The organism is Prosthecobacter sp., assembly GCF_044373815.1.
In the GTDB taxonomy this organism is placed as follows: domain Bacteria; phylum Verrucomicrobiota; class Verrucomicrobiia; order Verrucomicrobiales; family Verrucomicrobiaceae; genus Prosthecobacter.
In genome coordinates this window covers 1-26,818 of sequence record NZ_JBIPNG010000033.1, presented here as the reverse complement: position 1 = coordinate 26,818, position 26,818 = coordinate 1, and the positions used below count along the sequence as shown (strand labels likewise).

16 protein-coding genes and 1 pseudogene are annotated in these 26,818 nt (G+C 59.7%); 8 read left to right on the top strand and 9 right to left on the bottom strand.

Annotated elements, in window-relative coordinates; translation table 11 throughout:
• A partial coding sequence (locus ACIREA_RS04840; RefSeq protein WP_397381108.1) for a WD40 repeat domain-containing protein occupies positions 1-1,622 on the top strand: 1,622 nt, incomplete at its 5' end.
• A gap of 502 nt (positions 1,623-2,124) precedes the next feature.
• Here the strand turns inward: ACIREA_RS04840 and ACIREA_RS04835 are convergent.
• Complete coding sequence (locus tag ACIREA_RS04835; protein WP_397381106.1) at positions 2,125-3,735, bottom strand: ABC-F family ATP-binding cassette domain-containing protein; 1,611 nt, start codon at positions 3,733-3,735, stop codon at positions 2,125-2,127.
• A 467-nt stretch (positions 3,736-4,202) separates the two neighbouring features.
• Positions 4,203-4,484 (bottom strand): hypothetical protein, encoded by a 282-nt coding sequence (locus ACIREA_RS04830; RefSeq protein WP_397381104.1) that lies wholly within the window; start codon positions 4,482-4,484, stop codon positions 4,203-4,205.
• 27 nt (positions 4,485-4,511) lie between these two features.
• On the opposite strand from ACIREA_RS04830, the gene ACIREA_RS04825 reads away from it, so the two are divergent.
• Entirely contained in the window at positions 4,512-11,183 is a 6,672-nt protein-coding gene (locus ACIREA_RS04825) for a choice-of-anchor D domain-containing protein (RefSeq protein ID WP_397381103.1), read from the top strand.
• Between the two features lie 79 nt (positions 11,184-11,262).
• Here the strand turns inward: ACIREA_RS04825 and ACIREA_RS04820 are convergent, their stop codons facing one another.
• On the bottom strand, positions 11,263-11,814 hold the full coding sequence (locus tag ACIREA_RS04820; protein WP_397381102.1) for a transcription termination/antitermination protein NusG: 552 nt from the start codon (positions 11,812-11,814) through the stop codon (positions 11,263-11,265).
• 287 nt (positions 11,815-12,101) lie between these two features.
• On the opposite strand from ACIREA_RS04820, the gene ACIREA_RS04815 reads away from it, so the two are divergent.
• The 4 genes from ACIREA_RS04815 to fmt are packed head-to-tail and all read left to right on the top strand — an operon-like array spanning position 12,102 to position 15,183.
• Entirely contained in the window at positions 12,102-12,692 is a 591-nt protein-coding gene (locus ACIREA_RS04815; RefSeq protein ID WP_397381101.1) for a hypothetical protein, read from the top strand.
• Positions 12,692-13,585 carry a glycosyltransferase family 9 protein gene (locus ACIREA_RS04810; protein WP_397381099.1) on the top strand — a complete coding sequence of 298 codons (894 nt, stop codon included), beginning with the start codon at positions 12,692-12,694 and terminating at the stop codon, positions 13,583-13,585. Before ACIREA_RS04815 ends, ACIREA_RS04810 begins: the two co-directional genes overlap by 1 nt.
• 22 nt (positions 13,586-13,607) lie before the next feature.
• Positions 13,608-14,243 (top strand): adenylate kinase family protein, encoded by a 636-nt coding sequence (locus ACIREA_RS04805; RefSeq protein ID WP_397381097.1) that lies wholly within the window; start codon positions 13,608-13,610, stop codon positions 14,241-14,243.
• 10 nt (positions 14,244-14,253) lie between these two features.
• Positions 14,254-15,183 (top strand): methionyl-tRNA formyltransferase, encoded by a 930-nt coding sequence (gene fmt, locus ACIREA_RS04800; protein ID WP_397381095.1) that lies wholly within the window; start codon positions 14,254-14,256, stop codon positions 15,181-15,183.
• A gap of 5 nt (positions 15,184-15,188) precedes the next feature.
• Here fmt and ACIREA_RS04795 read toward each other — a convergent pair whose 3' ends face one another.
• The 3 genes from ACIREA_RS04795 to ACIREA_RS04785 form a co-directional block, all read right to left on the bottom strand.
• A complete protein-coding gene (locus ACIREA_RS04795; protein ID WP_397381093.1) occupies positions 15,189-16,385 on the bottom strand; it encodes an FG-GAP repeat domain-containing protein in 1,197 nt (398 codons plus the stop codon).
• 52 nt (positions 16,386-16,437) lie between these two features.
• A complete protein-coding gene (locus ACIREA_RS04790; protein WP_397381091.1) occupies positions 16,438-17,811 on the bottom strand; it encodes an FAD-binding oxidoreductase in 1,374 nt (457 codons plus the stop codon).
• A gap of 291 nt (positions 17,812-18,102) precedes the next feature.
• Positions 18,103-21,720 carry an SNF2-related protein gene (locus tag ACIREA_RS04785; RefSeq protein ID WP_397381089.1) on the bottom strand — a complete coding sequence of 1,206 codons (3,618 nt, stop codon included), beginning with the start codon at positions 21,718-21,720 and terminating at the stop codon, positions 18,103-18,105.
• 61 nt (positions 21,721-21,781) lie between these two features.
• On the opposite strand from ACIREA_RS04785, the gene ACIREA_RS04780 reads away from it, so the two are divergent.
• Positions 21,782-22,771, top strand: coding sequence for an MBL fold metallo-hydrolase RNA specificity domain-containing protein (locus ACIREA_RS04780; RefSeq protein ID WP_397381087.1), 990 nt, complete (start codon positions 21,782-21,784; stop codon positions 22,769-22,771).
• Here ACIREA_RS04780 and ACIREA_RS04775 read toward each other — a convergent pair.
• Both ACIREA_RS04775 and ACIREA_RS04770 read right to left on the bottom strand, forming a co-directional pair.
• A complete protein-coding gene (locus ACIREA_RS04775) occupies positions 22,760-24,211 on the bottom strand; it encodes a shikimate kinase (protein WP_397381085.1) in 1,452 nt (483 codons plus the stop codon). The two genes, ACIREA_RS04780 and ACIREA_RS04775, sit on opposite strands and share 12 nt — an antisense overlap.
• The gene (locus ACIREA_RS04770; RefSeq protein WP_397381083.1) at positions 24,208-25,674 is read right to left on the bottom strand and encodes a hypothetical protein; all 1,467 of its coding nucleotides are present in this window, start codon (positions 25,672-25,674) and stop codon (positions 24,208-24,210) included. Before ACIREA_RS04770 ends, ACIREA_RS04775 begins: the two co-directional genes overlap by 4 nt.
• Before the next feature lie 96 nt (positions 25,675-25,770).
• Here ACIREA_RS04770 and ACIREA_RS04765 point away from each other — a divergent pair, with 96 nt between their 5' ends.
• Complete coding sequence (locus ACIREA_RS04765) at positions 25,771-26,592, top strand: TIGR00282 family metallophosphoesterase (protein WP_397381081.1); 822 nt, start codon at positions 25,771-25,773, stop codon at positions 26,590-26,592.
• A gap of 9 nt (positions 26,593-26,601) precedes the next feature.
• Here the strand turns inward: ACIREA_RS04765 and ACIREA_RS04760 are convergent.
• Positions 26,602-26,818 (bottom strand): annotated as a pseudogene (locus tag ACIREA_RS04760) (hypothetical protein); the annotation flags it as partial.

Here is a 26,818-nt window from a genome sequence, read left to right as displayed (position 1 = left end):
TGGGCTCCATTCACCTCTGGGACCTCCGCCAGCCGCAGGAACCCGCCGTCGTCATGAAGCAAAAAGGAGCCGTCGGCGAGATCGCCGTGGACAACGACGGCGTCTTCGCCGCCTCCATTTTCAGCGGCAGCCTCATCGACCCCAAGGGGCCCGATGGCGCCGCCACCACCTGGGATCTCCGCCTCGGCAAGGCCGTCGGCGATCCCATCGAGGTGGACAAAGGTCTCCTCCACGTCGCCATCGAGCCCGTGCAGGAGTTGGTCGCGCTCGGCATGAACAAAGGCGAAGTCTTTGTCGGCAGCTTCCGCAATACGGGCGAGGTCCTGCCACCTCTGGTTCATCCATCCTCCGTGACTTCGCTGGCCTTCAGCGCCGATGGCCAGTCCGTCGTCGTCGGCGACGGCGGCGGTTACGTCCACGTCTGGAATCTCAGCAACGGCCAGCTCCGCTATCCCATCCGCAAGCATGACGGCGAAATCATCAAAGCCATGCCAGCCACAGACACCAGCCTCATCACCACCGTCTCAAGACATGGCGACGTCAGCGTGTTCGACATTCAAACCGGAGCCCTCCTCTCCTCCCACATCGATCACACCGTCAAGGACGCCAAATTCACCCGCGACGGCTCTCTGCTCGTGATGGCTCCCGGGGGCAATCCCTTCGTGCAGGCCTGGGATGTTCACGAGCGCATGTCCGGGCGCAAATTCGTCGATGTCCTCGACAAAAATCTCATCACCCGCATCAAAGGCCCGGACAATTCGCCCGAGCAGCTCCGCTTCTCCGAAGCCGGCGGCGCCAATCGCAAAAAGACCATGTACGCCGCCGCAGATCCAGACGGCACGGTCTTCATCTACGATGCCAAAACTCTCAAGCCCCTCGGCAAGCCCTTCCATCATCCGCCAGCCGTCGGTGCCGTCACGCTCAGCCAGGATGAAAAACTCCTCATCACTTCCGGCCGCGATCGCGCCGTGCGCGTCTGGGACATCGCCACTCGCCAAAACATCGTCACCATGCAGCACCACTCCTATGTCCCGGTGCTCGCCCTCAGTCCCGATGATCAGCGCCTCGTCACCGTGACCGATGAAGGCGAACTCCGCGTCTGGGAGCTTCGCACCGGAGACTGCCTCACCCCCGGCATCCGCGATACCCCGCGCAGCAGCGATGACGAAGAAGGCATCGTTGTCGCCCGTGTCTCAGATGACGGCAGCAGCGTCCTCTTCCGCGTCGCCGGCCACGGCTTCTTCAGCGCCGCCATGCCCCCCAAAGGCACCGCCTTGCCCGAGTGGTTCCTCAAGCTCGCCGAAGGCCTCGCCCGCCTCCATCTGAATCCAGCAGGCAATATGGAAGATGTCTCGCTGGACGACTACGAAGCCGCCGTCGCCGCCATCCCCAAAAAGCCCGCCAAAGGCGAAGAAACCGCCGTCACCTGGGCCCGCTGGCTCCTCGCCACCGCCTCCACCCGCCCCCTCTCCCCCTTCGAGCGCCAGTCCTTCGACGACTACCTCGCCTCCCTCAAACAGCAAGGCTCCCCCGCCGCCGCCCGCGAACTCCTCCGCTTCCGCCCCAAAGACCGCGACGCCGCCGAACGCGCCAAGCTCCTCGTCCCCGCCCTGCCGAAGTAGACCGCGCGAATTACGTGCCCAAGGCGACGGGGTCTCCCGACCCCGTTCATCAGCACCAAAGGTGCGTCCTGTCGCATGGCAATGCCGTGGACCCATGCACCGCAACGGGTCCCAAAACTGATCATTCGCTCATCCTCCTCCCGCCCGCCCAGCGTGAAGTGGTCCGCACTCTCCGAGTGCGATTTCTGGAGGCGCACACCTCCTCCCCGACCCCCGCAAACACAGCATACGTATTGTAGTCCCGCCTTCAGGCGGTTCCGGACGAACGACCACAAACCGCCCTTCTCCATCCTCAGCCCCGATCTTCTACAGGATGTCAGTCACAAAAAACGCAAAACAGATCCTCAAAAAGAGATTCTCCTCCTTGCGCCTTTTTGCGGCCACCTCAGCCACCCACCATCACCACCAACCCAGCGCCCATCGTGCAGTCCCGCCTATAGGCGGTTCCGGACAAACAGAATCCTTTTTTGCGTCATCTGGCGGCTCCGTCATTCGTCATTTCTTAACCCGCCACCACCGCCGCCCGCGCATTCTCCTCCGCGCCCGTCTTCTGCAGGTAATAATCATAATCCCCCGCATACGCCGTCACCTTCCCATCCACAATGTGCAGCACCTTTGTCCCCAGCGACCGAATGAAATGCACGTCATGGCTGATGAACACCAGCGTCCCCTCAAACTTCTGCAGCGCCAAAATCAGCCCCTCGATCGCCCAAATGTCCAAGTGCGTCGTCGGCTCGTCCATCAGCAGCAGGTTCGGCGGATCCACCAGAAACTTCACCAAATTGACGCGGCTCTTCTCACCACCGCTCAGCACCCGGCACTTCTTGTGCACGTCCTCACGCTTAAAGAGGAACGATCCCAGAATGCTCCGCGCCTCATCCTCACGCAGCTCCGGCGCCACACGCTTCAGCTCCTCCAGCACACTGCAGTCCGGGTCCAAAGTATCCGCCCGATGCTGCGAGAAATACCCCAGCTTCACATTCGTCCCCAGCTTGCGCTCACCCTTCTGAAACGGCACCTCGCCCGCCAGAATCTTGATCAGCGTCGATTTCCCCGAACCGTTCGGACCCACCAGCACCGTCCGCTCGCCACGTTCCACTTCCAGATCCAGCCCCGTGTACACCTTCTTCGTGCCATAGGCCTGATGAATGTCCGTCAGCGCGATCAGCCGCTGACCACTCCGCTGCGGCTGCGGGAAATTAAAGCGGAAGCCCTTCCGCAGCGGCCGCGGCTTGTCCAGCTTCTCCATCTTCGCCAGCTGCTTCTCACGGCTCTGCGCCTGAGATGCCTTGGATGCCACCGACCGGAACCGATCAATGAAATCCTGAATCTGCTCGATCTCCTTCTGCTGGTTCTTGTACGACTGCATCGCGCGCTCGTAGTTCTCCTCGCGCTGCTTCAGGTAGTCGCTGTAGTTCCCCTGGTAAGACTGCAGCTTGCTCTCCTCGATCTCATACACCTGCTGCACCAGCTCATCCATGAAGTCACGGTCATGCGAGATGATCAGCAGCGCCCCCGGGTAGTTTTTCAGGTAATTCCGGAACCACATCAGCGACAGCAGGTCCAGATGGTTCGTCGGCTCATCCAGCAGCAGCAGATCCGGCTCCATCACCAGCAGCCGCGTCATATGCGCACGCATCACCCAGCCACCGCTGAACTCACGCGCCGGACGTGCGAAATCCTCCTCCTTGTAGCCCAGTCCCTTCAGAATGCGCTTCGCCTTCGCCTCCGTCTGCGGGTCCTGTAGCGCATCATGCTTCGCATGCGCCTCAAAGTATTCCGGGCTCGAAACATCACCCACAGCCTCAAAATCACGCAAAATCTTCTCCAGCGCCTCAATCTCCCCCGCCTTGCCCGTAGCCACTTCCAGCACCGTCTCATTGCCAATCGGCTCACTCTCCTGCGGCAGAAATCCCACCGTCGTCCACTCATCCCGGATCACCTCACCCGCATCCGGCACATCCGTCTTCAGGATCAGCGAAAACAGCGTCGACTTGCCCGCCCCATTCGGCCCCACCAGCGCCACGCGCTCTCCATAGTTGATGGTCATCGACGCCGCGCTGAACAGCGTGCGTGCATTGAAAGTCTTGGTGACGTCGCGAATGGTAAGCATGGGGGCAGATCAGCTACCTCACCCCACGCCACATGCAAGGCCAAGCACGTCTGACTTGGCACCAGCCCCAACCGGGGCTGCGTATCATAGCGGAGGCTTGCCAAGCCTTGGCGAGGCTACCCTGGAAGGGCAGACCACGCCACTTGCAAGGCCAAGCATGCCTCGGATCCTCAGGGGCCTCCTTTAACCAAGGATGTAGCAGTTTATGCGCCATGCTGCCGATCCCCATACTCATGTTCATTACGGGGTCATCAATTCTCTTCTTCGAATCTGTCAAAAACGTTAATTTACATGGGGGAAAATATTTGCTAATACGTTGACGGAAAAGTCCGAATAGATCAATAATAATATCATTTAGAAATCTTAGTCATTCCATTGAATCAATGAAGTGCGTTGCATCTCTCGTCCTTGCAATCATGCTGCCATTGATGTCTGCAGCCTCGGAGCTTCAGCAGCACGCGTCTCAGTCACAAAAAAGCATTCCCTTCGAGCAACTCGGTGCCGAGGCGCAGAAGCAGTATTCCGGCGATGGTATTTCGGTCATTCCCACGAAGAGTGGCGCACGACTGCGAGCAGTCATGCAGGATCTTGAGGCAGAAGCCACGCCAGAAGGCCTCTGGCTCACATCCACCGCAGACACGGATCTCGGCAAGGCAAATCGTTTTCGCGTACGAGCGATGGCGGTAGGCCGCGCAAGCATGGATGCCCCTGCCCTTCTCAGTGATCATGGCGCCGTTAGTGTCACGCATGAGGCCGCCGTCTTCGTGCGTCCCGGCTTGATCGAAAAATACAGCACAAGCACCGACGGAGTGCGTCAGGATTTTGTGGTAATGCAGACGCCGAAGGGAAATGGCGCCCTGGACGTGATGCTGGAGGTGGTTGGGGCACGGGCTGCAGCAGCAGATTATGGAGCAAAGCTCATTGTGGAAGCCACCGGACGCGAACTGGCCTACAGTCGGCTGAAAGTAACTGATGCAACTGGAAGGGAACTCAGTGCGCGCATGCGAGTGGACGCCCCCAATAGCCTGCACGTCGTGGTCGAGGATGCAGAAGCAACCTATCCAATCCTCATCGACCCAACTTTTAGTGATGCAGACTGGATAAGCACGGGAGATGTGATGGGCACCAATGGCTACGTCAACGCGTTCGCAACAGATGGATCAGGAAACTTATACGTGGCAGGCGAGTTTACCGCCGTCGTCAATATTCTGGCAAACCGAATTGCGAAATGGGATGGAAGTGTCTGGACTGCATTGGGAACCGGCTTAAACGGGTCGGTGAATGCATTAAAAGTCTCCGGTGGCAGTCTGTATGCCGGGGGTGAGTTCACCCAGGCTGGCAGCGTGAATGCAGACAAAGTTGCCAGATGGGACGGCAGTTCATGGAGTGCGCTTGGATCAGGCATCGGGGGGACCAGTCCATATCTAGGCGGGCCTTCGGTGCTTGGCCTGGAAGTATCGGGCTCTGATCTCTATGCCTGCGGGTCTTTCACGACGGCCGGTGGCGTAACGGCAAACAACATTGCCAGATGGGATGGGGCCGCGTGGAGTTCACTGGGGTCGGGCACTGACGCTGTGGTAAACACAATAACCATGTTTGGATCTGAGCTTTACACCGGGGGAGCCTTTGCCACGGCAGGAGGTGTGAGCACCCCATACATCGCCAAATGGAACGGTTCGACTTGGAGCGCTGTGGGAGGAGGAACCAACGGACGGGTCTTTGCCTTCGCGGTGTCAGGGTCAACCTTGTACGTAGGAGGCAATTTTTCCCAAGCTAATGGAGTGACGTCTGCCTACTTGGCCAAATGGGATGGAAACAACTGGAGCGCTTTTGCCTCGTCTCCTTTCAGTGCAGTCTATTCGCTCGCAGTTTCAGGATCGAATGTTTATATTGGGACAAGCTTCGGGAGTGTTCAAAAGTGGAATGGTTCGGCATGGTCTGCTCTCAACTCTCAGTGGATTGGTCAGGTGAACGCCCTCGCTTTTGTTGGTGCCACTCTATACATTGGCGGCGAGTTCTCTGTAGATACAGGGAGCTTGAAAGCATCCTATCTGGTCAAGTGGGACGGAACGACACTGGCCTCTCTTGGCACCGGTTTGTCAATCACCGTAAACACTGTCGCCTTTTTAGGGACAGATCTGTATGTGGGAGGCAACTTTAAATATTTGAACGGTATCTACGCCAATAGCGTGGCCAAGTGGAACGGCAGCACATGGTCAGGACTCGGGGGAGGAGTAACCTATTCCACTCCTGCCACACAAACCGGGACAGTTTCAGCCATGACGGTTTCCGGTTCAAATTTGTATGTGGGAGGCCGCTTCACTGAAGCGGGTGGCAACTACGGATATTGGGGGGTGGCAAAATGGAATGGCACGTCATGGAGTTCAGCAGGAAGCGTCAGCCTTGTTAACTATCAATTGGTGTATGCCATAGCTGTGATTGGAACCGATGTGTATATCGGAGGAGATTTCACCACGGCAGCAGGTGTCACTGTCAATGGTATCGCCAAATGGAATGGCACGACGATGAGCGCTTTGGGAACAGGTGTGAATGGCGCAGTGTATGCCCTGGCCGTCATGGGAACGGACCTTTATGTGGGAGGCTCTTTCACGACGGTGAACGGCGTAGCCGCCATCAATATCGCAAAATGGAGCAACGGCTCCTGGAGCGCGGTAGGTGCAGGCGTAAATTCCTCGGTTCGAGCGCTTCAGGTGAACGGGGCAAATTTGTTTGCGGGGGGGGGGTTTACCACTGCTGGAGGAAAAAGTGCGAAAGGAATCGCCAGATGGGATGGCACTTCATGGAGCGCGCTTGGCAGCGGAATTTCATCCGGCTATGTGAAAGGAATCGCGTTTTCTGGCACGGATGTTTATGTAGGCGGACAATTTTCCTCTGTGGGCGGGGTTAACGCGAACAATATTGCAAAATGGGATGGCAGTTCATGGAGCGCTCTTGGATCTGGCGTCAATCTCAATACTGTGGCAGGTGAAGTCCGGCAGATGGCAATCGCTGGAAGCACAATGTATGTTGGGGGCGGTTTTATCACCGTAGGAAACAAGGTGTCTCCAAATTTGGCGGTGGCTGTAAACCTGGATGCTCCGGAGATAGCCGTGAGTGGAAATTCCATCGATATTGTCGACGGTGACAGCACGCCGTCGGTGTCGGACAACACGAGTTTCGGCAACCTCGGGGTCACCGCAGGCTACATATCGAACACCTTCACGATCCAGAATGCCGGCGCCACAGGATTGCTGCTCGGAGCGGTCACGGTGAGCGGCGCGAATGCGGCGGATTTTTCCGTCTCCTCACAGCCTGCCACCCTGGTCGAAGCTGGCGGTAGCACCACCTTCCAAATCTCCTTTGACCCTTCGGCTGTCGGCGTGCGCACGGCGGTCTTGAGCTTTACCAACGCTGATTTCGATGAAAGCACGTTCAATTTCACCATTCAAGGGACAGGAACCAACTATGCGCCCACTGACATCACGCTCACGCCGTCAAGCATTGCCGAAAACAATGCCACGAACGCCACGGTGGGCGTCTTGAGCGCCGTGGATGCTGACGCTGGCGACACGCTAAGCTTCAGCCTCGTTTCCGGTGTCGGCAGCACCGACAACGCCAGCTTCACCCTCTCGGGCACGAGTTTGCAAATCAAAGTCAACGCCAATTTTGAAGCGCGCAGCAGCTACAGCCTGCGCGTGCGAGCCGACGATGGCAACGGAGGTCTGTTTGAAAAAGTGCTCACAGTTTCGGTCATCGACATCCAAGAAGCCCCTGCTAACATTTTACTCAGCCCCGGCAGCATCCCGGAGAACAACGCTCCCAATGCCACCGTGGGCAATTTTAGCGCCTCGGATGTGGATGCTGGTGACACGCAGAGCTTCAGTCTTGTTTCAGGCGCCGGCAGCACCGACAACGCCAGCTTCACCATTACTGGAACCTCGTTCAATCTCATGCCCAGCGCCGACTTTGAGACGAAAAGCAGTTACAGTGTGCGCATCCGTGTCACAGATTCAGGAGGATTGTTCTTCGAGAAACAATTCACCATTGCAGTCACCAACGTCAATGAGGCCCCCACAGACATCGCCCTGAGCGCCAGCAGCATCGCTGAAAACAACACCGTCAACGCCACGGTGGGCGCCCTGAGTGCCACGGATGCAGATGCCGCTGACACACGCACTTACACGCTTGTTTCTGGCATAGGCAGCCCAGACAACTCCAGCTTCACCATCAGTGGCACCTCGCTCAGACTCACGCCGAGCGCCAACTTTGAGACCAAAAGCAGCTACAGCGTGCGCATTCGTGTCACGGACGCAGGAGCACTGTTTTTCGAGGAGCCGTTCACCATCACGATCACAAATGTCAACGAGACGCCCTCCAACATAACACTCTCATCGTCGAGCATTGCTGAGAACAACACTGCCAGCACTGTTGTAGGCACACTGCTTGCCACGGATGTCGATGCCGGTGACGCACAAACCTTCACTCTCGTATCCGGCACCGGCAGCACCGACAACGCCAGTTTCGACATCCAGGGATCAAATTTGAACATTGGCGTCAGTGCCGACTACGAGGCAAAAAGCAGCTGCGCCATACGCATCCGCACCACGGACGCCGGAGGATTGTTTTTCGAAAAACAATTCACCATTGCAGTCACCAACGTCAACGAGGCCCCCATAGACATCGCACTGAGCGCCAGCAGCATCACTGAAAGCAACACCGCCAACGCCACGGTGGGCACTCTGACCGCCACGGATGTGGATGCGGGTGACTCACGCACTTACACGCTCGTTCCTGGCACAGGCAGCACCGATAATGCTAGCTTCACCGTCACCGGCACCCTGCTGAAAATTTCGCCTCAATCAGACTTTGAAGCAAAAAACAGCTATGGCGTGCGCATCCGGGTCACAGACGCAGGAGCACTGTTTTTCGAGGAGGCGTTCACCATCACGATCAACAATGCGAATGAAACACCCAGCTTCATCAAGGGAGGAGATCAGACACTGCCGATCCGTACCAGCACGCCGCAGACCGTCGTCGGCTGGACTGCAGCACTTGACGACGGTGACAGCACGGTTGCTCAGTCTCTCACGTTTAACGTCAGTGTTCTCAGCAATGGCGGGATCTTCGCCATACCGCCTGCTGTCAGCAGTGACGGCACATTGACCTACACGCCTGCTGGCACGGCAGGGACCGCCAGCATCTCGGTCACGCTCACGGATGATGCTTCAATCAATGGTGATCCCCCCCTCACCACCGCTGCGCAGATCTTCACCATCAAAGTCGCCGGTCCTGGCGATCTCGATTCGCTGGATGCGAATGTCGTGGGCGACAATGTGTTTGCCACGATGGTGCAGCCGGACGGCAAGATCATCCTGGCCGGCACTTTCAGTTCAATTTTGGGTGTTTCCCGTAACAACATCGCCCGGCTAAACAGCGATGGAACTTTGGACACAAGCTTTGATCCCAATACAGACGGCAGCGTCTACGGTGTGGCTTTGCAAAATGATGGCAAAGTGCTGCTTTGGGGTTCATTCACTTCACTGCAACCCAACGGCGCGCCCACGCCCATCACGCTCCGGTATGTTGCACGGCTGAATCCCGATGGAACATTGGACACAGCCTTTGCTCCCAATCCTAACAACTACGTCCGCAGCGTGGCGCTGCAGCCGGACGGAAGAATCCTGCTCGGCGGTGACTTTAATGCACTGCAGCCCGGTAGCGCTGCTTCAGCCACGACGCGTAACAGCATTGCACGGTTAAATGCCGACGGAACATTGGAGGCAGGCTTTGACCCCAGCGCGAACAACACTGTCTATACCGTGAAGGTGCTGGCTAATGGGAAAGTGCTGCTCGGCGGCGACTTCACCACACTTCAGCCAAACAGCGCGGCGTCTGCCACTGCGCGTCGCTACATTGCTCGGCTGAATTCCGACGGGACACTGGACACGAGTTTTGACCCCCGCGCGAATGGTTCCGTCTATGGCATGACCGTGCAGGCGGATGGCAGGCTGCTCTTGGGCGGTGCCTTCACCACGTTGCAGCCCAATGGTGCGCCCGCACCCACCGCACGCAACTGCATCGCGCGGTTGAATACGGACGGAACGCTGGACACAGGCTTCAACCCCAGCGCGGACAGCTCTGTCTATAGCATGGTGGTTCAAACCGACGGGAAGGTGGTGCTCGGCGGTGCCTTCACCACACTCCGGCCCAACGGCGCGACCTCTTCCACTGCTCGCCATTTTATCGCACGGGTGCATGCTGACGGAACCGTGGACACGGACTTTGATCCAGAAACGAACGGCTACGTCTATGGGGCGACGCTCCAGGCGGATGGCAGGGTGCTTATTGGGGGCGATTTCAGCACGTTGCAGCCCAATGCGGCACCTTTCCCAGTCGCACGCAGGCTCTTTGCCCGGCTCGAGAATGATATTGCTACACAGGTGCTCACTGTTCCTGATCACACGCAGGTTCTCTGGACCCGAGGCGGAGCAGCCCCGGAGGCGGAGCAGGTCTCTTTTGAGCTCAGCACGGATCTTGGCAGCCATTGGGTCCTCATCGGTGGCGGCTCTCGTGTAGGCACAACATCCTCTTGGCAGTGCACGGCCCTGGCGCTGCCCGCCGGTGGCTCGCTGCGTGTGCGCGGTCAAACACCTGGCGGCCTCTATAATGGCGGATCAGGACTGATCGAGCAGGTGCTGCAGTTCACAGTTGCCGCGCCAGAGATCGTTCTTGAGCAAGGCAGCGAATTAATGGATGGCACAGGCAGCGTGGACTTTGGATCGTTCCCCCTTGATGGCAGCACTTCAAAGCAGTTCACCATTCGCAACATGGGCACCGCCGCTCTTGCTCTCACCAGCGTGACGGTTAGCGGCCCCCAGATGGCCGACTTTGCTGTGAACACCTCTGGTTTGAACAGAACTCTCGCGCCGGCTGCGAGCACCACGTTTACAGTCACCTTCAAACCCGCTGCCATCGGCAGTCGCGGAACCACGCTGCAAATCGCCAGCGACGACGCGGATGAGAATCCTTTCGACATCACACTAACGGGCAGCGGCTTGACCACGCAGCAAAACTGGCGGCAGCAGTATTTTGGCACATCAACTAACAGCGGCAGCGCCGCGGACGATGCTGATGCCGATAACGACGGCATCGCTAACCTGTTGGAATGGGCCTGCAATCTCAGTCCCGTGAACGCCAGCAAGCTGCCGGTGTCGGTAGCCCACAATGGCGGCAATTTTGAATTTACTTACACCCGCAGTATTGAGGCCATGAACGCAGGCGCGCAGTTTATGGTGGAATGGAGTGATACGTTGGCGGCCGGAAGTTGGAGTGGCACAGGTGTTACAGAGCAGGTCCAAAGCGACAATGGAGTCGTCCAAGTCGTCAAAGCGGTCTTTCCTGCCGGCGGTTCGAGTCGCTTCGCTCACCTTCGTGTCACAACGGATTGACCGTTCTCCATGGTTCCTGTCAGCTTGCCCTCCGTAGCTCGAAGAGCGAAGAAGGAAGCTTCAGCGAAGAACGGGGCCCTCATCCCTTCGCCGCCATCACTGCACGCGGCTTATGCTCCGTCAGAATCTTTGACAGCGGCACCTCCACGGCGTTCTCCCGTCCCAAAAACTCCAGCAAAATCCGCACACGCTCCACACCGGTCAGCATCGCATTCACAATCCCCTTCATCCCTCGCATCGGCCCTTCCGTCAGTTCCACGGTGTCACCCACCTTCACGCCGATCTCCACCTCGCAAATCTCCACGTCCTTCATCTCCTCCTTCAGCGCCGCGATGGCCGAGTCCGGCACCGACGTCAGGTTGCCTCCGAAATCCACCACCTTGATGACACTCTGCGAGTACTTCACCGCCCGCATCGAATCATTCGGAATGAACCGCGCAAAAAAGTAGCTCGGAAACAGCGCCTCCACGAACCACACCTTGCCCCGCCGCGTGTTCCTCTGAAACCGGATGCGCGGGCAGTACGTCTCCACGCCCTCCAGCCCGACCATCAGCGAAGCCGCGATATGCTCGCACTTCGGGCGCGTATGCACCACGTACCAGGCCGGGATGGTTTCTTTTTTTTCTTTCATGCGTGAACGATCATTCAAACTGCCCCTGCACAACGCCGAGGCAACCACTATCCAAGGTTTACGCACGAACAGCGCCAAACATCCAACAGTCGTGGAACACTCCGTCCCTTCCGGTCTTTCCGATCAGCCACGGCTCAGCCCCCCTTCTTTCTCCCCTCATTTTTTGCGCCCTTTTGAGCCTCTTTGCGGCCAACCAATTCCGGCTCCCCCCCGCATCCCAACAACGGGTTTGCGCACCAGCAGGGTCTGCGCCACCTGTGCTACCCCTTTTTTCCCGCCTTCCGCGCATGTTCCGAGACCTCTACGACTACCTCTACCACCTGGCCCCCACCGGTGGCATCCCGCTCAAGGGCACCGGCATCGTCGTCGCTCTCGCCTTGATCCTCTCCCACGGCTGGGCCCTCAACAACACCGCCAAGACCCAGGCCTTCCTCAAAGCCTTCCCCCGCACCTACTCCTGGGGCGTCATCCTCCTCACAATCGACTTCATCTGGAGCGAGTTCGCCCTCGTCAACATGGACATGGGTGAGTTCTTCAACATGCGCGACAAGTTCATGATGATCGTCGCAGGCGGTTATATCGCCGTGCTCATCTACGTGAAGGAATTCCTCGCCGTGCGTGCCCTCGGTGCTCTCCTGCTCCTCGTCGCCGGCCCCGTCCTCACCGCCGCCTTCCTTCAGCCCCAGACCAGCCGCCTCCTCCTCCCCATCCTCGCCTACGTCTGGATCATCGTCGGCATGTTCTTCATCGGCATGCCCTTCCTCATGCGTGACTGGGTGAACTCCCTGATCTCCAAACCGCAGCGCTGGAATCTCGCCGTCTACAGCGGTATTGCCTATGGGGCAGTGCTCCTCGCCGCGGCCTTCCTGTACTACTGATGCACCCGCAGCCCCGTGTCCTCGTCATTCGTGGCGGCGCGATAGGCGACTTCATCCTCACGCTCCCCGCGCTTCGCCTGCTGCGCGAAACCATCGCCGGCTGTCACCTCGAAGTCCTCGGCTATCCCTCCATCGCCGAACTCGCCCGCACCGCAGGTCTCGCCGACTCCATCCGCAGCCTCGAGCACCGCACCATGGCCCCGCTGTTTGCCAAAACAGCCCCCATCGACGAAGCCCTCGCCGAACACCTCCGCAGCTTCAACCTCGTCGTCAGCTTCCTCTACGATCCCGACGGCCACTTCCGCGCCAGCCTCGAACGCGTCGGCGTCAAAACCCTCATCGAATGCCACCCCCTGGTAAAGCCCGACGGCCCCCACGCCTCCCGGCAACTCGCCCAAGGCCTCGAAAAGCTCGCCATGTTTCTGGAAGACGACCACCTCCAACGCGCCCACTTCCAGCGTCCTCCCAATAACCAACGCCGCATCGCCATCCACGTCGGCAGCGGTTCCGAAAAGAAAAACTGGCCCCTCGATCGCTGGCTCCAAGTCGCCGACTCATTCCCCAACTCCGAAGTCACCTTCATCACCGGCGAAGCCGAACAAGAGCGCGGCATCCAGCCCACCGGTCATCCCATCTGGCACGCACTCCCCCTGACCGAACTCGCCACCCGCCTCAGCACCTGTACCGCCTTCCTCGGCCATGACAGCGGCATCTCCCACCTCGCCGCCGCTTGCGGGGTCCCATCCCTCCTTTTGTTCGGCCCCACCGATCCCGCCATTTGGTCACCACCCCAGCCCTGGGTGCAGTTTTTGCGGAATCCGACACACGAGTTGTCCGATTTGTCCGTCCACGAAGTGAAATTGGCCGCCACGCAAGTTGTTGCGAAATCGTAACGTGCTAGTTTCACTAAAAATCATGTCCGAAGAACATCCACCCGCCCGAATCAAAGCCTTCCTCATCCTCGGCGCACCCGGAAGTGGCAAGGGGACGCAAGGCAAGGTATTGGGCAGCATCCCACGCTTCCACCACCTCGCCTGCGGAGATGTCTTTCGTTCCCTCGACACCCGCACAGCCATCGGCCAGAAATTCGTCGAATACTCCAGCCGCGGTGAACTGGTCCCAGATGACGTGACCGTCGAACTCTGGCACGCCAACCTCAAGCAACGCATTGATTCTCATCAGTTTAAGCCCGAGATCGACTTCCTCGTGCTCGACGGCATCCCCCGCAACGTCGAGCAGGCCCGCTTCATGGAACCCCACATCGAAGTCCTGAAAGTCTTCCATCTCTCCTGCCCCGACCGCACCGAACTCGCCCGCCGCCTCCGCAAACGCGCCCTCAAGGACAACCGCTTCGACGACGCCAACGAAACCGTCATCCAGCAGCGCTTCGCCACCTACGAGGCCGAAACCAAGCCCATTCTCGACTACTACGCCGGCGACCGCATCCTCGACATCGATGCCAGCCAGCCGCCTGCCAAGGTGCTTTACGACATCATCGGCGGCGTCATGCAGCTCGATGCGTGGAAAGAATTGGAAAAGATGAAGGTCTAACCGCAAATCGATGCGAGTTCTTTTCATTGGCACAGGCGACATCGGCCTCCCCTCGCTGGACTGGCTGCTCAGCACACCCAAGCACACCGTCGTCGGTGTCATCACGCAGCCCGACAAACCCGTGGGTCGCAAGCAGGTGCTCACCCCACCGCAGATCAAGGTGCGCGCCCTTGCAGCGGGGCTCGCCGTCCTGCAGCCTCTAAAAATCCGCCACGCCGTGGAGGAACTGAAAGCCTTCAACGCCGACGTGGCTGTCGTCATCGCTTACGGTCAGATTCTATCCCGTGCCGTGCTGGACGTGCCGCCTCTCGGCTGCCTGAACGTCCACACCTCACTGCTGCCACGCCACCGTGGTGCAGCCCCCATCCAGGCCGCCATCCGTGATGGAGATACTGAAACCGGTGTCACCATCATGTTCATGGATGAAGGGCTCGACACCGGCGACATCCTCCTGATGCATCGTGTTGCCATTGCTTGCGATGAAACGGGTGGAAGTCTGCATGACAGGCTCGCGCAGCAGGCTCCAGCAGCGCTCGAAGAAGCCCTCGATCTTCTGGCCACTGGAAATCCACCGCGTGAAAAACAGGACGAATCCAAGGTCACCCACGTCCGTAAACTGACCCGTCAGGACGGCCGCCTCGACTGGACGCGTCCCGCCATCGAACTTGACCGCCTCGTTCGCGCCTTCACCCCCTGGCCGGGAACTTCCTGCATGCTTAAGGAAGCGCAGATGAAGATTCACCGCGCTCAGGCCATCGCGAATGCGGAGGTCTGTCCTGCACCGGGCACGATTGTCAGCGCAAATGCCGACGGCATTTTGGTAAGTTGTGGCAACGGCCTGCTCAATTTGAGCGAGGTCCAAATAGAAGGCGGCAGACGTTTGTCTGCCGCCGACTTCCTGCGCGGGCACCCGCTGCACGCGGGCGATGTGCTGCACTGAGTAGCTTATTCCTGCAGGAAGACGAAGACGCCCTTCTTGTTTCCAATAACGACGTCCATTTTGCCGTCCTTGTTGACGTCTCCGGGAGTCACCTGGGTGCCAACACCGCTGTTGTCGTCAATTTGATGCGGGATGAACTGCGCTTCTTTGCCGCTGCGTTTGATTTCGAACCAGTAGAGCACTGGCGCTGCATTCGGCTCATCGTCTTTGAGGGGGCCGTGGGCCCAGCGGCGCTTGCCGGTGACGACGTCCATGATGCCGTCGCCGTTCATGTCGGCGAGTTGCATGGCGTGGAGCTGGCTGAATTTCACGCCCACCGGGCTTTCTTCGACGGTGGCTCCCATGAGCTTGTGCTCGGCGAAGGTGCCATCGGCTTTTTGCTCGAACCAGCCGAAGCCGTAGCCGTGCGCATCATAGCTGCTGATCACATCGTTGCGACCGTCGCCATTCACATCATAGACGAGAATGAAGGAGCCGCCGCGGCCACCTGCCACGGTAAAGAGCTGAGGATGAAACACCCAGTCGCTGTCGGCCTTGGTGTCTGCGGGCTGTTCGCGCCAGCCTTCTTTGTCGAGGATGTCTGGGCGGCCGTCGCCATTCACATCGCCCACGCCATAGCCGTGGGTGTAGCGGAAATACTTCTTGTCGTTTTCCGGGGATTTCGGGGAGATGGGGCGGAAGCGGGCTTTGCCGAAGGGATTGGACCAGTCGATCTCAGCATAACCAAGCTGACCGCCGGTGTGGCAGAGGAGTTCGGGTTTGCCGTCACCGTTCACGTCTTTGAAATCGGGGGATTCGTTGTCCGTGACCTCGAAGATGGTGTGGCGCTTCCATTCACCGCCTTTGTTCTGTGGGTTTTCAAACACCCATGTTTCCTTGCCCGGCCAGGAATAGGCCATGATGTCGCTCCAGCCGTCACCGTTGAAGTCATAGCTGTAGGTCAGGAAGAAATCGCTGTAGCCCTTGGCCGGATCGTAGGGCTCTTTTTCGAATTTCGGTGCAAACTCAACCCGTTCCTTGAATTCGGGGCCCTTCCAGATGAAGCGGCCGGAGCAGACGTCGTTCTGACCGTCATGATCGAAATCTGCAAAGTGCGCGCCTTCGGCTACAAACTCTTCGGTCAGGGTGAACTTTTTGAACTTCAAATCAGCCGCGCACAAGGGCAGCGCGAGCAACAGGGTCGGGATGAGCAGTTTGGTCATGGTGAGTGGAATGGAACAGAGTTGGAGGGAGCGATCTTGCAGGCCTGCGGCATCAGCCGAGAAACTTCCCGGGGTTCAGAATGCCGTTGGGATCAAGCGCAGCCTTGATACGCAGGTGGGTTTCATGAGAGGCGGGGGAGACCGCATCACGCCACCAGCGCTTTTTCGCGACGCCGATGCCGTGTTCGCCGGTGATAGCGCCGTTCCAGGCGATGACTTGGTGGAAAAGCTTGTCGAGCGCGAACTCGGCGCGTTCGCGGATCGCGGGATCGTCCATGGTCGGGACCATGATGTTGACGTGGATGTTGCCGTCGCCTGCGTGGCCGAAGCAGGCGACCGGGAAGCCGGTTTCGCTTTGGAGGGTCTCCGCGAAATCGACGAGATCCACCAGACGACCGCGTGGCACGACGATGTCCTCATTCAGTTTGATCAGGCCCGTGTTGCGCAGGCTGTAGCTGAATTCACGGCGCAGTTTCCAGAAGGCTTCGCAGGCTTCTTCACCCATGGCTTTGTTCAGGCAGATGCTGCCGAGGCTCTCGACGAGTTTGGCGAGTTGGTCGATTTCGCCTTTCACCGAATCGGCCTGGCCGTCGATCTCGACAAGGAGATGTGCGTCGCCGTCCGGGGTGACGGAGGCGCCGAGATATTCGCGGGCGGCACGCAGCGTGAACTTGTCGGCGATTTCGAGGGCGCTGGGCAGGAAACCGCTGCCGAGGATGCGCTGCACGGCATTCGCGGCTTCGGCGAAGGAGTTGAAGCCCGCGGAGAGCATCGCGCGCATGGGTGGGTGCGGAATCAGACGAAGGGTGGCCTCGGTGACGACGCCGAGCATGCCTTCGCTGCCGACCATGAGGCCGACGAGGTCGAAGCCGGTTTTGTTTTTGTGGCAGCGTCCGCCTGCTTTCACGATGGAGCCGTCTGCCAGCACCGCTTCAAGGCCGAGAACGTAGTGACGGGTGACGCCGTATTTCAGGCAGCGCGGGCCGCCTGCGTTTGTGGCGATGTTGCCGCCAAGGCTGCACTCCTTGAGCGAGGCCGGGTCCGGCGGATAAAACCAGCCGAGCTTGCGCACTTCATTTTGCAGATGGCCGGTGATGACACCGGGCTCGATCACCGCCACGCCGTCTGCGAGGGTGATCTCTTTGATCTTGTTCATGCGCGCGACCGACAGCGCGATGCCGCCCTGCAGAGGTACGCAACCACCGACATAACCCACGCGTGAACCCTGGGGTGTGACGGGAATCTTGTTTGCGTTGGCAAAGCGCAGCACCTCGGAGACTTCGGCGGTGGATTCGGCATGAACGACGACGTCAGGTGGGTTCGAGGCGAACCATTTGTCCGTGCTGTGAGTGGCGATGTCGGTTTGCGTGATGGAAACGCGGTCAGGACCGAGAAGAGAGGTGAGTTGATCGGCGAGGGAGGCCATGCGCATTCTTGGGGCCGGATGCCCTGCCTTGCAACTTCATGCCCTGCGTCTAATTTGCTCTCCATGCAGCCCATGCCTGTCGCCAATGTCGAAGAGTCCCTCGGCGAGACTGTGGGGCAGCTTGTGTCAGATACATCAAGCGATGTATGGGAAGAAATACGCAGACTGGAACGCACGACTCCGCGCAGGGGTATCTGTCCCAGGGGAGTTTATCGTTTTCACTCTCACGAGGAGGCTGATGCCTGATTAGTGAAATATGCGAGGGTATCCTTAAAAGGCGAAAATTGAGTCTCACTCCTCCCCGCCGAGCAGGAACTGAAAGTCTTTGAGAGTGAGGGCCTGGGCGAAGTTTTCCTCGCCGAGGATGTCGTTGGCGAGGGAGCCTTTTTGCTTTTGCAGGAGGCGGATTTTTTCCTCGATGCTGTTTTTCACGATGAGGCGGTAGGCGAAGACGGTCTGCTGCTGGCCGATGCGGTGGGTGCGGTCGATGGCCTGGGCTTCGACGGCGGGATTCCACCAGGGGTCAAACAGGACGACGTAACTGGCGGCGGTGAGATTGAGGCCGAAGCCGCCGGCTTTGAGGCTGATGAGGAAGGTGGCGGCGCCGACGTGGGTTTGGAATTCATTGACCAGTGTGCCGCGGTCTTCGGTCTGGCCGGTGAGCTTGAAGGACTGCCAGCCGCGTTCCTGAATTTCCGCCTCGATGATGGCGAGCATTTCGACGAACTGAGAGAAGACGAGCACCTTCTGGCCTTCCTCCATGAGGGGTTCGAGCAGTTCCAAAAGCGCGGAGACTTTGGCACTTTCGCTGGCGGGTTCGGCGATTTTTTTGCGGCCCTTTTTGGTGGCGGTGGCCTCAAGGCCGAGCAGGCGCGGATGGCAGCAAATCTGGCGCAGCCGTAACAGGCTGGTGAGGATGTTGAAGCGCAGTTTGTCGAGCTGCTTGCTGGTTTCGGCTTTCAAAAGCTCTGCGCGGGCGCGTTTGATCTCGGCCTGATACAAGGCGGCCTGAGTGCCTTCGAGTTCGATGCTGAGATCTTCCTCCACGCGGTCGGGCAGATCACGGGCGACTTCGTTTTTGGTGCGGCGCAGCAGGAAGGGGCGGGTGCGGGCGGCGAGGCGGCGGCGTGCGTGCGGGTCTTCCTTTCCGTCGAAGTTCTTGGTGAAAGTGGAGCGGGTGCCGAGGACGCCGGGCATGGCGAAGGCGAAGATGGACCAGAGATCGAGCAGGCGGTTTTCAATGGGGGTGCCAGTGAGGGCGAGGCGGTGCCTGGCTTTCAATCCACATGCGGCTTGGGCGTTTTGGGAGGTGGGATTTTTGATGGCCTGGGCTTCATCGAGGATGACCGCGCCCCATTCGATTTTGCGCAGCAGGTCTTCATGGATGCGGAGCTGGGCGTAGTGGATGATGAGGAGATCGGTTTTGCCATCGAGGCCGGTCTTTCCTGCGCTGGCGCGGTTCCACACCCCGACGCTGAGCTGGGGGAAGAAGCGGGAGACCTCGCCGCGCCAGTTGTCCTGCACGGACTTGGGGCAGATGACGAGCAGGGGCTCCTGCATCTGCTGCTCACCGCGCAGCCAGGCGATCCAGACGAGCGTCTGCAAAGTTTTGCCGAGGCCCATGTCATCGGCCAGGACGCCGCCGAAGCGGTTGGCGGTGAGGTATGCGAGGAAGTGAAAGCCTTCGGTCTGATAGGGGCGCAGAGTGGCGGTGATGCCCTCTGGCAGCTGCGGGGTGACGCGTGTCTGGATTTCCTCCACACGACGGCGCACCTGCGCTACGCGCTCCGCACTGAGGAGCGTGGTGTCTTTCCCGGCGAGACCGCCGAGCTGGAGGGCGTGCAGCCGCTGCTTCTCCGCACTGAAATCATGTGCCGCGAGACCGAGTTCGGCGAGTTCCTGCAACTGCGCCTCGGAGAGCTGGTATTCGAGTTTGCGCCAGCCTTTGCCGGGGAGGCGCACCCATTTGCCCTTGGCCTTGAGCAGCAACTCAATTTCTTCCTGGGTCAGGGTGCTGTCGCTGACATCCAGAGCGACGCTGAGGTCGAACCAGTCGATGCCGGTCTTGGATTCCTCGATGTCGAGGCGTACATGACCGGCGACTTTGCCATCACGCAAACTGGCGAGTTCGGCATCGAGTTCGACGATGAGGCCTTTTGGGCGACGGTCAAGCCAGGCGAGGAAGAGCTCTGGCCAGTCCTTCCCTTGGATGCGTTGTTCAAGCCACAAATCATGGATGCTGGTGCCGTTAAAGGGTTTGAAAGGCCAGTGCGCCAGCCAGGCACCCGCTGGGGGCAGGGAGGAGCTGTCGATCTGAACGATTTCTTTCGACGCTGAACGGTGCTTCTGGTCAGAGCGGCGGGAGAAGGTCCAGTTGAGGCCGCCCCAGAAACTCGGATTCTGCGCGCCGCCGAACTGAGCTCTCGCCCGCACCTGAAGGTATTCACTGCCGCCCTGAGGATGGTGAGAGAGCTGGCAGCGCACATCAATCTCTGCACGGATGATTTTCACGCGGCCTTCGAGGCGCTGCGGTACGGGCACGCCGAGTTTGGCCAAGGCGCTGACACCTTCCTTTGTTTCCAGTGCTGCGGCAGGGATGCGGACCGGCCAGCGCTGGGAAACTCCGCCAAAGGGCCAATAATTCACGGGGAACACGGCCTCGTGGGTGACGTAACGCAAAGGGAAACCCGGCACGATGGCCAGCGGTGGTGGTGGCATGCCGCCTTCGTCATCAAGCAGGCGCAGTTCATAGTCGCCGCCTGAGTCGGAGGGCGGTTGCAAATCCCAGCGTAGCGGCTCGTCGATGACGGTCGGGGCATCTCCTGTGGCGGTGAGGACGTGGGTTTGAAACAACTGCGAGTTGGAAAGGAGCTGGCCGAGGCTCTTGGCAAGCGAGTCGAAGAGAGGCGGGATGTCGTTGGCGTGGAGTTCTCCATACTGCTGCAGTGCGGCTTTTAGCACGAGATTTGAGCCGGCGCTGAGCAGGTTCTGCGGGCTGCTGCCGTAGTGAGGGGTGCCACCCCAAAACTGCTTGAGCAGTTTCAGCGTGGCTTTGCCAAACTCCAACTCTCCCGGCTGGCGTACCTGGATGGTGGCACCTGTGGCATGCAACATGAGGCGAAGTTCCGGGGCCTCGGCGGCCAGATGCAACTGCGGCTCCTTCCAAGAACCAAGTCGCTGCCGCCATTCGTCTATTTGTTTGAGACGCTGCCATTCTTGCGTGAGCCGTTTCTGTACTCCTGGATCTGCCAGGGGACCCAGGCCCTCCGGTAGTGAGAGGTGACAGGACTGCAGCGCCATTGCCAGATAGGCGAAAAATTCGACTTCATCGACGGGGGGATGCTTGGCGGGCCAGAGCTGCAGCTGGCCATAGCCCCAGTAGCTTTGCTGTCCAGCAAGACGGGAGAGGTCCGACTGTGCCACGGTACTTTGCCTGCCTTCCCACCAGATGGATGCCTGCTGGAGAAACTGCAACTGAGGGGTGGCCAGAGTGATGCCTAGGCGTGCTGCGGCACGGCCAGGAAAGGAATCGGCGTCAGGCTGGGGGATGGTGGGAGCGGCGGGCTTCGGCGATTTTTTCGTCTTGGTCTGGGGGACGTCCCTTACAACGGAGTTTACCTGCAGATGCAGGATCAAGGCGGCGGCGTGCTTGCAGTCAATCTCATGGGGGCAGGTGCAGGAGGTTTCTATACCCTCAGGGCTGAATTCGAGTGTGACTGTGTAGAGCTCGCCACCCTGCACCTCTGCCTGCAAAACGACGTCTGGCTCCACCCAGTCCACCTGGCGCACGGCCTGACGTGCGAACAGCTGGGTGCCGCGCTCGATGATTTGACGTTCAAAAAAATCCAGGCTTTCTGCGAGCAGGTCGCGTTGTTTGGTAGTGAGACTTATGTTGGTTCGGGCTGACACGGGTGGTGGATGCAGAATGCGGCGACAGCCGTAGCGCTCAAGCGTAAATCACTCAACACTCATGCCCCCGCTCATCGAAGTCACGCATCCACGCGGCATTTATCTGCCGGAGGCGGATTTGTGGCTGGATCCGCATTTTGGGAAGGAGAGGGCGTTTGTTTCGCATGCGCACAGCGATCATGTGGCGCGGCATGGTCTGACGATTTGTTCGGAGATCACGCATCAGCTCATGGTGGTGCGGAAATCGGTGAAAAAAGCGGGGAAGGTGGTGTCGCCACAGATGCGGGAGGTGTTTGAATGGGAAGGCTGGGAGATGCGGCTGCTGCCGGCGGGGCATATCACGGGTTCGGCGATGCTGCATCTGATGCGCAAGGCGGACGGAGCCACGCTGCTTTACACGGGCGACTACAAACTGCGGCAGGGGCTGAGCGCGGAGCGCTGCGAACTGATGCAAGCGGATACGCTGATCATGGAGACGACGTTTGGACTGCCGAAGTATCGCTTTCCATCAGCTGAAGATGTGATCGCGCAGATGCTGGCGTTTGTGAGGGATACGCTGCGTGATGGCGGTATCCCGGTGCTGCAGGGGTACTCGCTGGGCAAGGCGCAGGAAATTCTTTGTGCGCTGCGCGATGAAGGGCTGCCGGTGATGGTGCACCCGAGTGTGGCGCAGATCACGGAGGTGCTGGCACCGCATCTGGGGAAACTGCCGCAGTGGCGGCTGTTCAAGGCAGACGAGGCCGCCGGCCATGTGCTGGTGTTTCCACCGGGATCAAAACTAGATCTGCCCAAGATGCGGACGGCGATGCTGTCAGGCTGGGCGATTCAGCCGAGCGCCAAGTATCGGTATGGTGTCGATCTGGCGCTGCCGCTGAGTGATCATGCGGACCATCCTGAGCTGCATGAAACGATTGAGCAGGTGAAACCAAGGCGCATTTATCTGGTGCATGGTTCGACCCGTGAATTTGCCGCGGAGCTTCGTCTGCGCGGGCATGATGCGCGGGCGCTGGGGGCGGAGGATCAACTGGAGCTGAACCTGTCAGGTCACTGACTCGATTTTTTGCCTGCGTGCAAAGAAGACGCGCGCGCTTTCCATGACGCCGTAGGCGGTTTCCTGGGGCGTGAGCTCGGCGGTTTTGATGCGCAGGTCGGCGAGGCTTTTGTAGAGCGGTTTGCGTTCGTTCAGCAGGCGTTCGAGTTTGGCCTTGGGATTTTCCTCCCCGTTGAGCAGCGGGCGGTTGGTGTTCATCGCCGTGCGGCGTGCGAGGCGTTCTGGATCGGCGTCCAGCCAGACGATGTAGCCGAGATGACGGAGGATGGCCAGATTGCGTGGCTGGGTGACGATGCCGCCGCCGGTGGCGATGACGCAGCCGCGTTTGCCAAGCAGCGAACGCAGGGCGGCGGACTCATGCTGGCGGAATGCGGCCTCGCCTTCGGTGGCGAAAATATCAGGGATGCTTTTCCCGACGGTGTCGGCGATGAGGTGATCAGTGTCGACGATCTGGAAGCCGATCATCTGCGCGACGATGCGGCCGACGGTGGTCTTGCCCGAACCCATGAGGCCGATCAGCAGAATATTGGGCTGGCGGGACGGGGGAGTTTCGCCGGAGGTTTGAACGAGATCGAGGATGGAGGAGGCGAGGTCGGGATCGTCACGCAGGGCATCGAAGTAGCTGGCGTAGAGCGGTGCCCAGCCAGTGGCATGCAGCTTGGTGTTGGAGACGCGTTTGTGGCTCCAGCCACGTTTGCGATTCGGGTCAGGCTCGCGTGTTCCAGGAACTTTGACACCAAAGATGGAGCACAAACGCTCCACACACTGGCGCTGCGTCACCTGGGCATCGTCGACGATGTTGTAGATGCCGCTCAGGCGTTGCGTGACGAGGTGCACGACCGCGCTGGCCGCGTCATCTGCGTGGATTTGATTGAGGATGCGACCCTGCCCATTATTGCCTTCGATGGCGGCCTTTCCTTCGAGCAGGTTCTTCAAGACAAAGGAACGCCCCGGGCCGTAGATGCCAGCGAGCCGGGCGACGGTGCCCTTCGCATCGAGAGCGATGTTCTCGGCTTCGCGCAGCAGGCGGCCGGTGTCGCGATCAGGGTCGGCAAAGCTGGTTTCGTCGACGATTTCGCCGTTCTGCTGCGGGTAGACGCTGGTGCTGCTGGTGTACAGCGGAAAGGCGGCAGGGAAGGCCTGGGTGAGATGCCGCATGCCATCGACATAGACGGCCTGGTACATCTCTGCCCCACCCCGGCTGGAACTGGCGCAGTGGATGACGGTGTCAATGCTACCGGCAATGAGCTTGGCAGCGAGTGCGATGACATCAGCACTGTTTGAAATGTCACAGGACTCCGTGCGCCAGGGTTTGACCGTGGCGAGTCGTGCGGCGGATTCTGGCGAGTGCGTTAGGCCGATGACCTCATGCCCGGCGGCATGCAGGAGATCGGCGACGCGCTCGCCCACGAATCCACATCCTGCGATGAGCACTTTCATGGCTGGCGGTTTTTCTGGTAGTAGGCGACGATGCCTTTGACGACTCCCTGCACGTAGTCCTCGATGGCGCTGGATTGCAGCCGCCCTGCGATGAGGGTGCGGCCGAGGAAATGACCGCGCAGCAGGCGGTGGTAGGTCTCCTCGTTGTTCATGACGTAGGGTTCGAGGTAGACGACGGGGCAGTCATAAAGGCGATTTGCCAGCAGATTCCGTGCATAAACATAGGAGTTTGTGCCGAGACGCCGGGCATTGGGCGTGGTGTAAACGTAGGCTGGCAGGCCGGTGGCCAGACGCATGCCATTGGCGACGGCTTCGGCAAGCGGCAGCTCTTCCTGATGAACGCGGGAGAAGAGGCGGCGGAACATTTCGAAGCGTACGTCCTGCTGCTCAAGTTCGAGAGGTGAGTAGCAGCCGTTCACGAGCACATGCATGTGATTCATGGGTGAGAACTGCGGTGCGGTGGCATCGCCCCAGGCCTCGGCATTGAAGTGCAGGCAGAGCACCACGTCAGGCTTGATGGTGGCGTTGACCTTCTCGCCACGCGCGTGGATCTCGCTTACGCGGTAGAAGAGCTTTTCGCTCTGCCACTGCACGGTGAGGATTTTCGCATCTCCGGTGACACCGGTGTAATTTTCCTGGGGCAGCGGAAAGCCGGCATCGACGAGGAGTTGACGCGCCTGGATGACGAAGTCGGTGGGACGCTGCTGGGTGACAGGTTCGGCACGGTCGCGCACGAGGGAGACATAGGCACCAAGTGCCTTGAGCCGTTCGGCGAGGACTTGCGCGGTGATGAGGGTGAGATTGCCCTCCTGAATGGATTCGCCAGGGGCAAAGCTGAGCATGCGCTCCTCCATCTGAGCGTAAGCGCCGCCGATGTGTCCGGGGTCGATGGCGATGTGAATGTCGCTGAGCAGCGGGCGGCCTTTGAGCGGGGACATTTCAGCCGCAGCCCTCCAGGTGCGTGTGCCTGGCAGCGGTGCCTCGGAGCGGGAGGCAAAGGCGATGCGGGCTTCCGGTTTGACAGAGTCACCCGTTTTGATGACCACGCCGTCGGGCTCCAGCTTCCACGGTGGAGGGAAAGGGGAGCCGTCGGAATAGACATCCCGCATGGCGGCTTCGAACTCGCTGCGGGTGAGTGTTTGATGAAAGGACTGCAGCTTGAGCCAGTCGGGCTTGGTGCCGAGGGGGCTCAGGCGGTCCAGACGTGCCGGGGGTGGGGGAGGCGCGGGCTGGACGGGTGCGATCGCCGGGACAGAAGGAGGCGTGGCCGGAACGGGAGCGGGTGCCGCCTGGGAGGGGCTGACAGGGGCAGCGGATGCAGACGGTGTCGCTGGGCTCGCGGGGGCAGGCGCTGCCGGTGAGGGGCCCGGTGTCACCTGGGAAGGCGTCAAAGGGGCCGCAGGTGTGGGTGCGGGCACAATCGTCTGCGCCATGCCCGGCGTCACCATTACGGACGCGAGCATGACCGGCAGCGCGCAGCCACACAGCATTCGTTTCATCATCATAAAGTGCATCCTAGACTTGATCCCCTGCTTCATCATCTACTAAGTAGCGCCACGATGAATGACAATACGGCTGCCAGTGCGGATGGACTCTTTCGCCTTCTATTTTTGGGCGACGTGGTGGGTGAGCCGGGGCGCAAGGCGGTCGGGCTGCTGCTGCCTGTGCTGAAGGAGGAACTGAAGCTCGATTTCATCGTGGTCAACGGTGAAAACTCAGCCGGAGGACGGGGCATCACGCCGAAGATCGCCATCAGCCTCATGCGGGCCGGGGCCGCCGTGGTGACCAGCGGAGATCACATCTGGGACCAGCGGGAGATTGTGCCGTATCTGGCCGATGAGCCGCGAATGCTGCGGCCGATGAACTATCCCGAGGGGACACCGGGCAACGGTTTTGTGGTGCTGGAATCGAAGAAGTGCAAAGTGGCCGTAGTGAACCTGCAGGGACGGACCTTCATGAACCAGCAGCTCGACAATCCTTTCCCGGCCATCACGGCCCTTGTGGAAAAGCTGCGTGAAGAAACCCCGGTGATCTTTGTGGATTTCCATGCTGAGGCTACGAGCGAGAAAGTCGCCATGGGCTGGCATCTGGATGGCAAAGTCTCTGGGGTGGTGGGCACCCATACCCATGTGCCCACGGCTGACGAACGCGTGCTGCCGAAGGGGACCGCCTTTCAAAGCGATGCCGGCATGTGCGGCCCGATGGACAGTGTCATCGGCAGCCAGATCGAGCCAGTGCTGGAGCGCTTTCATAGCATGATGCCCACGCGCTTTGGCGTGGGAAGCGGTGCGGTGCGGGTGAATGGGGCGCTGATCACGATTGATCCTGCTACGGGCAAGGCGCTGAGCATTGAGCGCGTGGCGCGGACGTGGCATGAGTGATGAGGTGTCTCATGCAATGCCTTCGCGCTGCCGTTGCTGGAGGATGAAATCCAGGCCGCAGGCGAGCTTTTTGGCCATGGGGGATTTCACATCCACCGCACGCCAGAAGGGGGTGACCTCTGCAAGCGGTCTGCCGTTTTGATACTGCTCCCAGGCGAGTTCGGAGGCGATGCGCAGGAAGATGCCGGCGGTGAGAGGGTAGGTAAAATCTGCATGATGAGCGGCG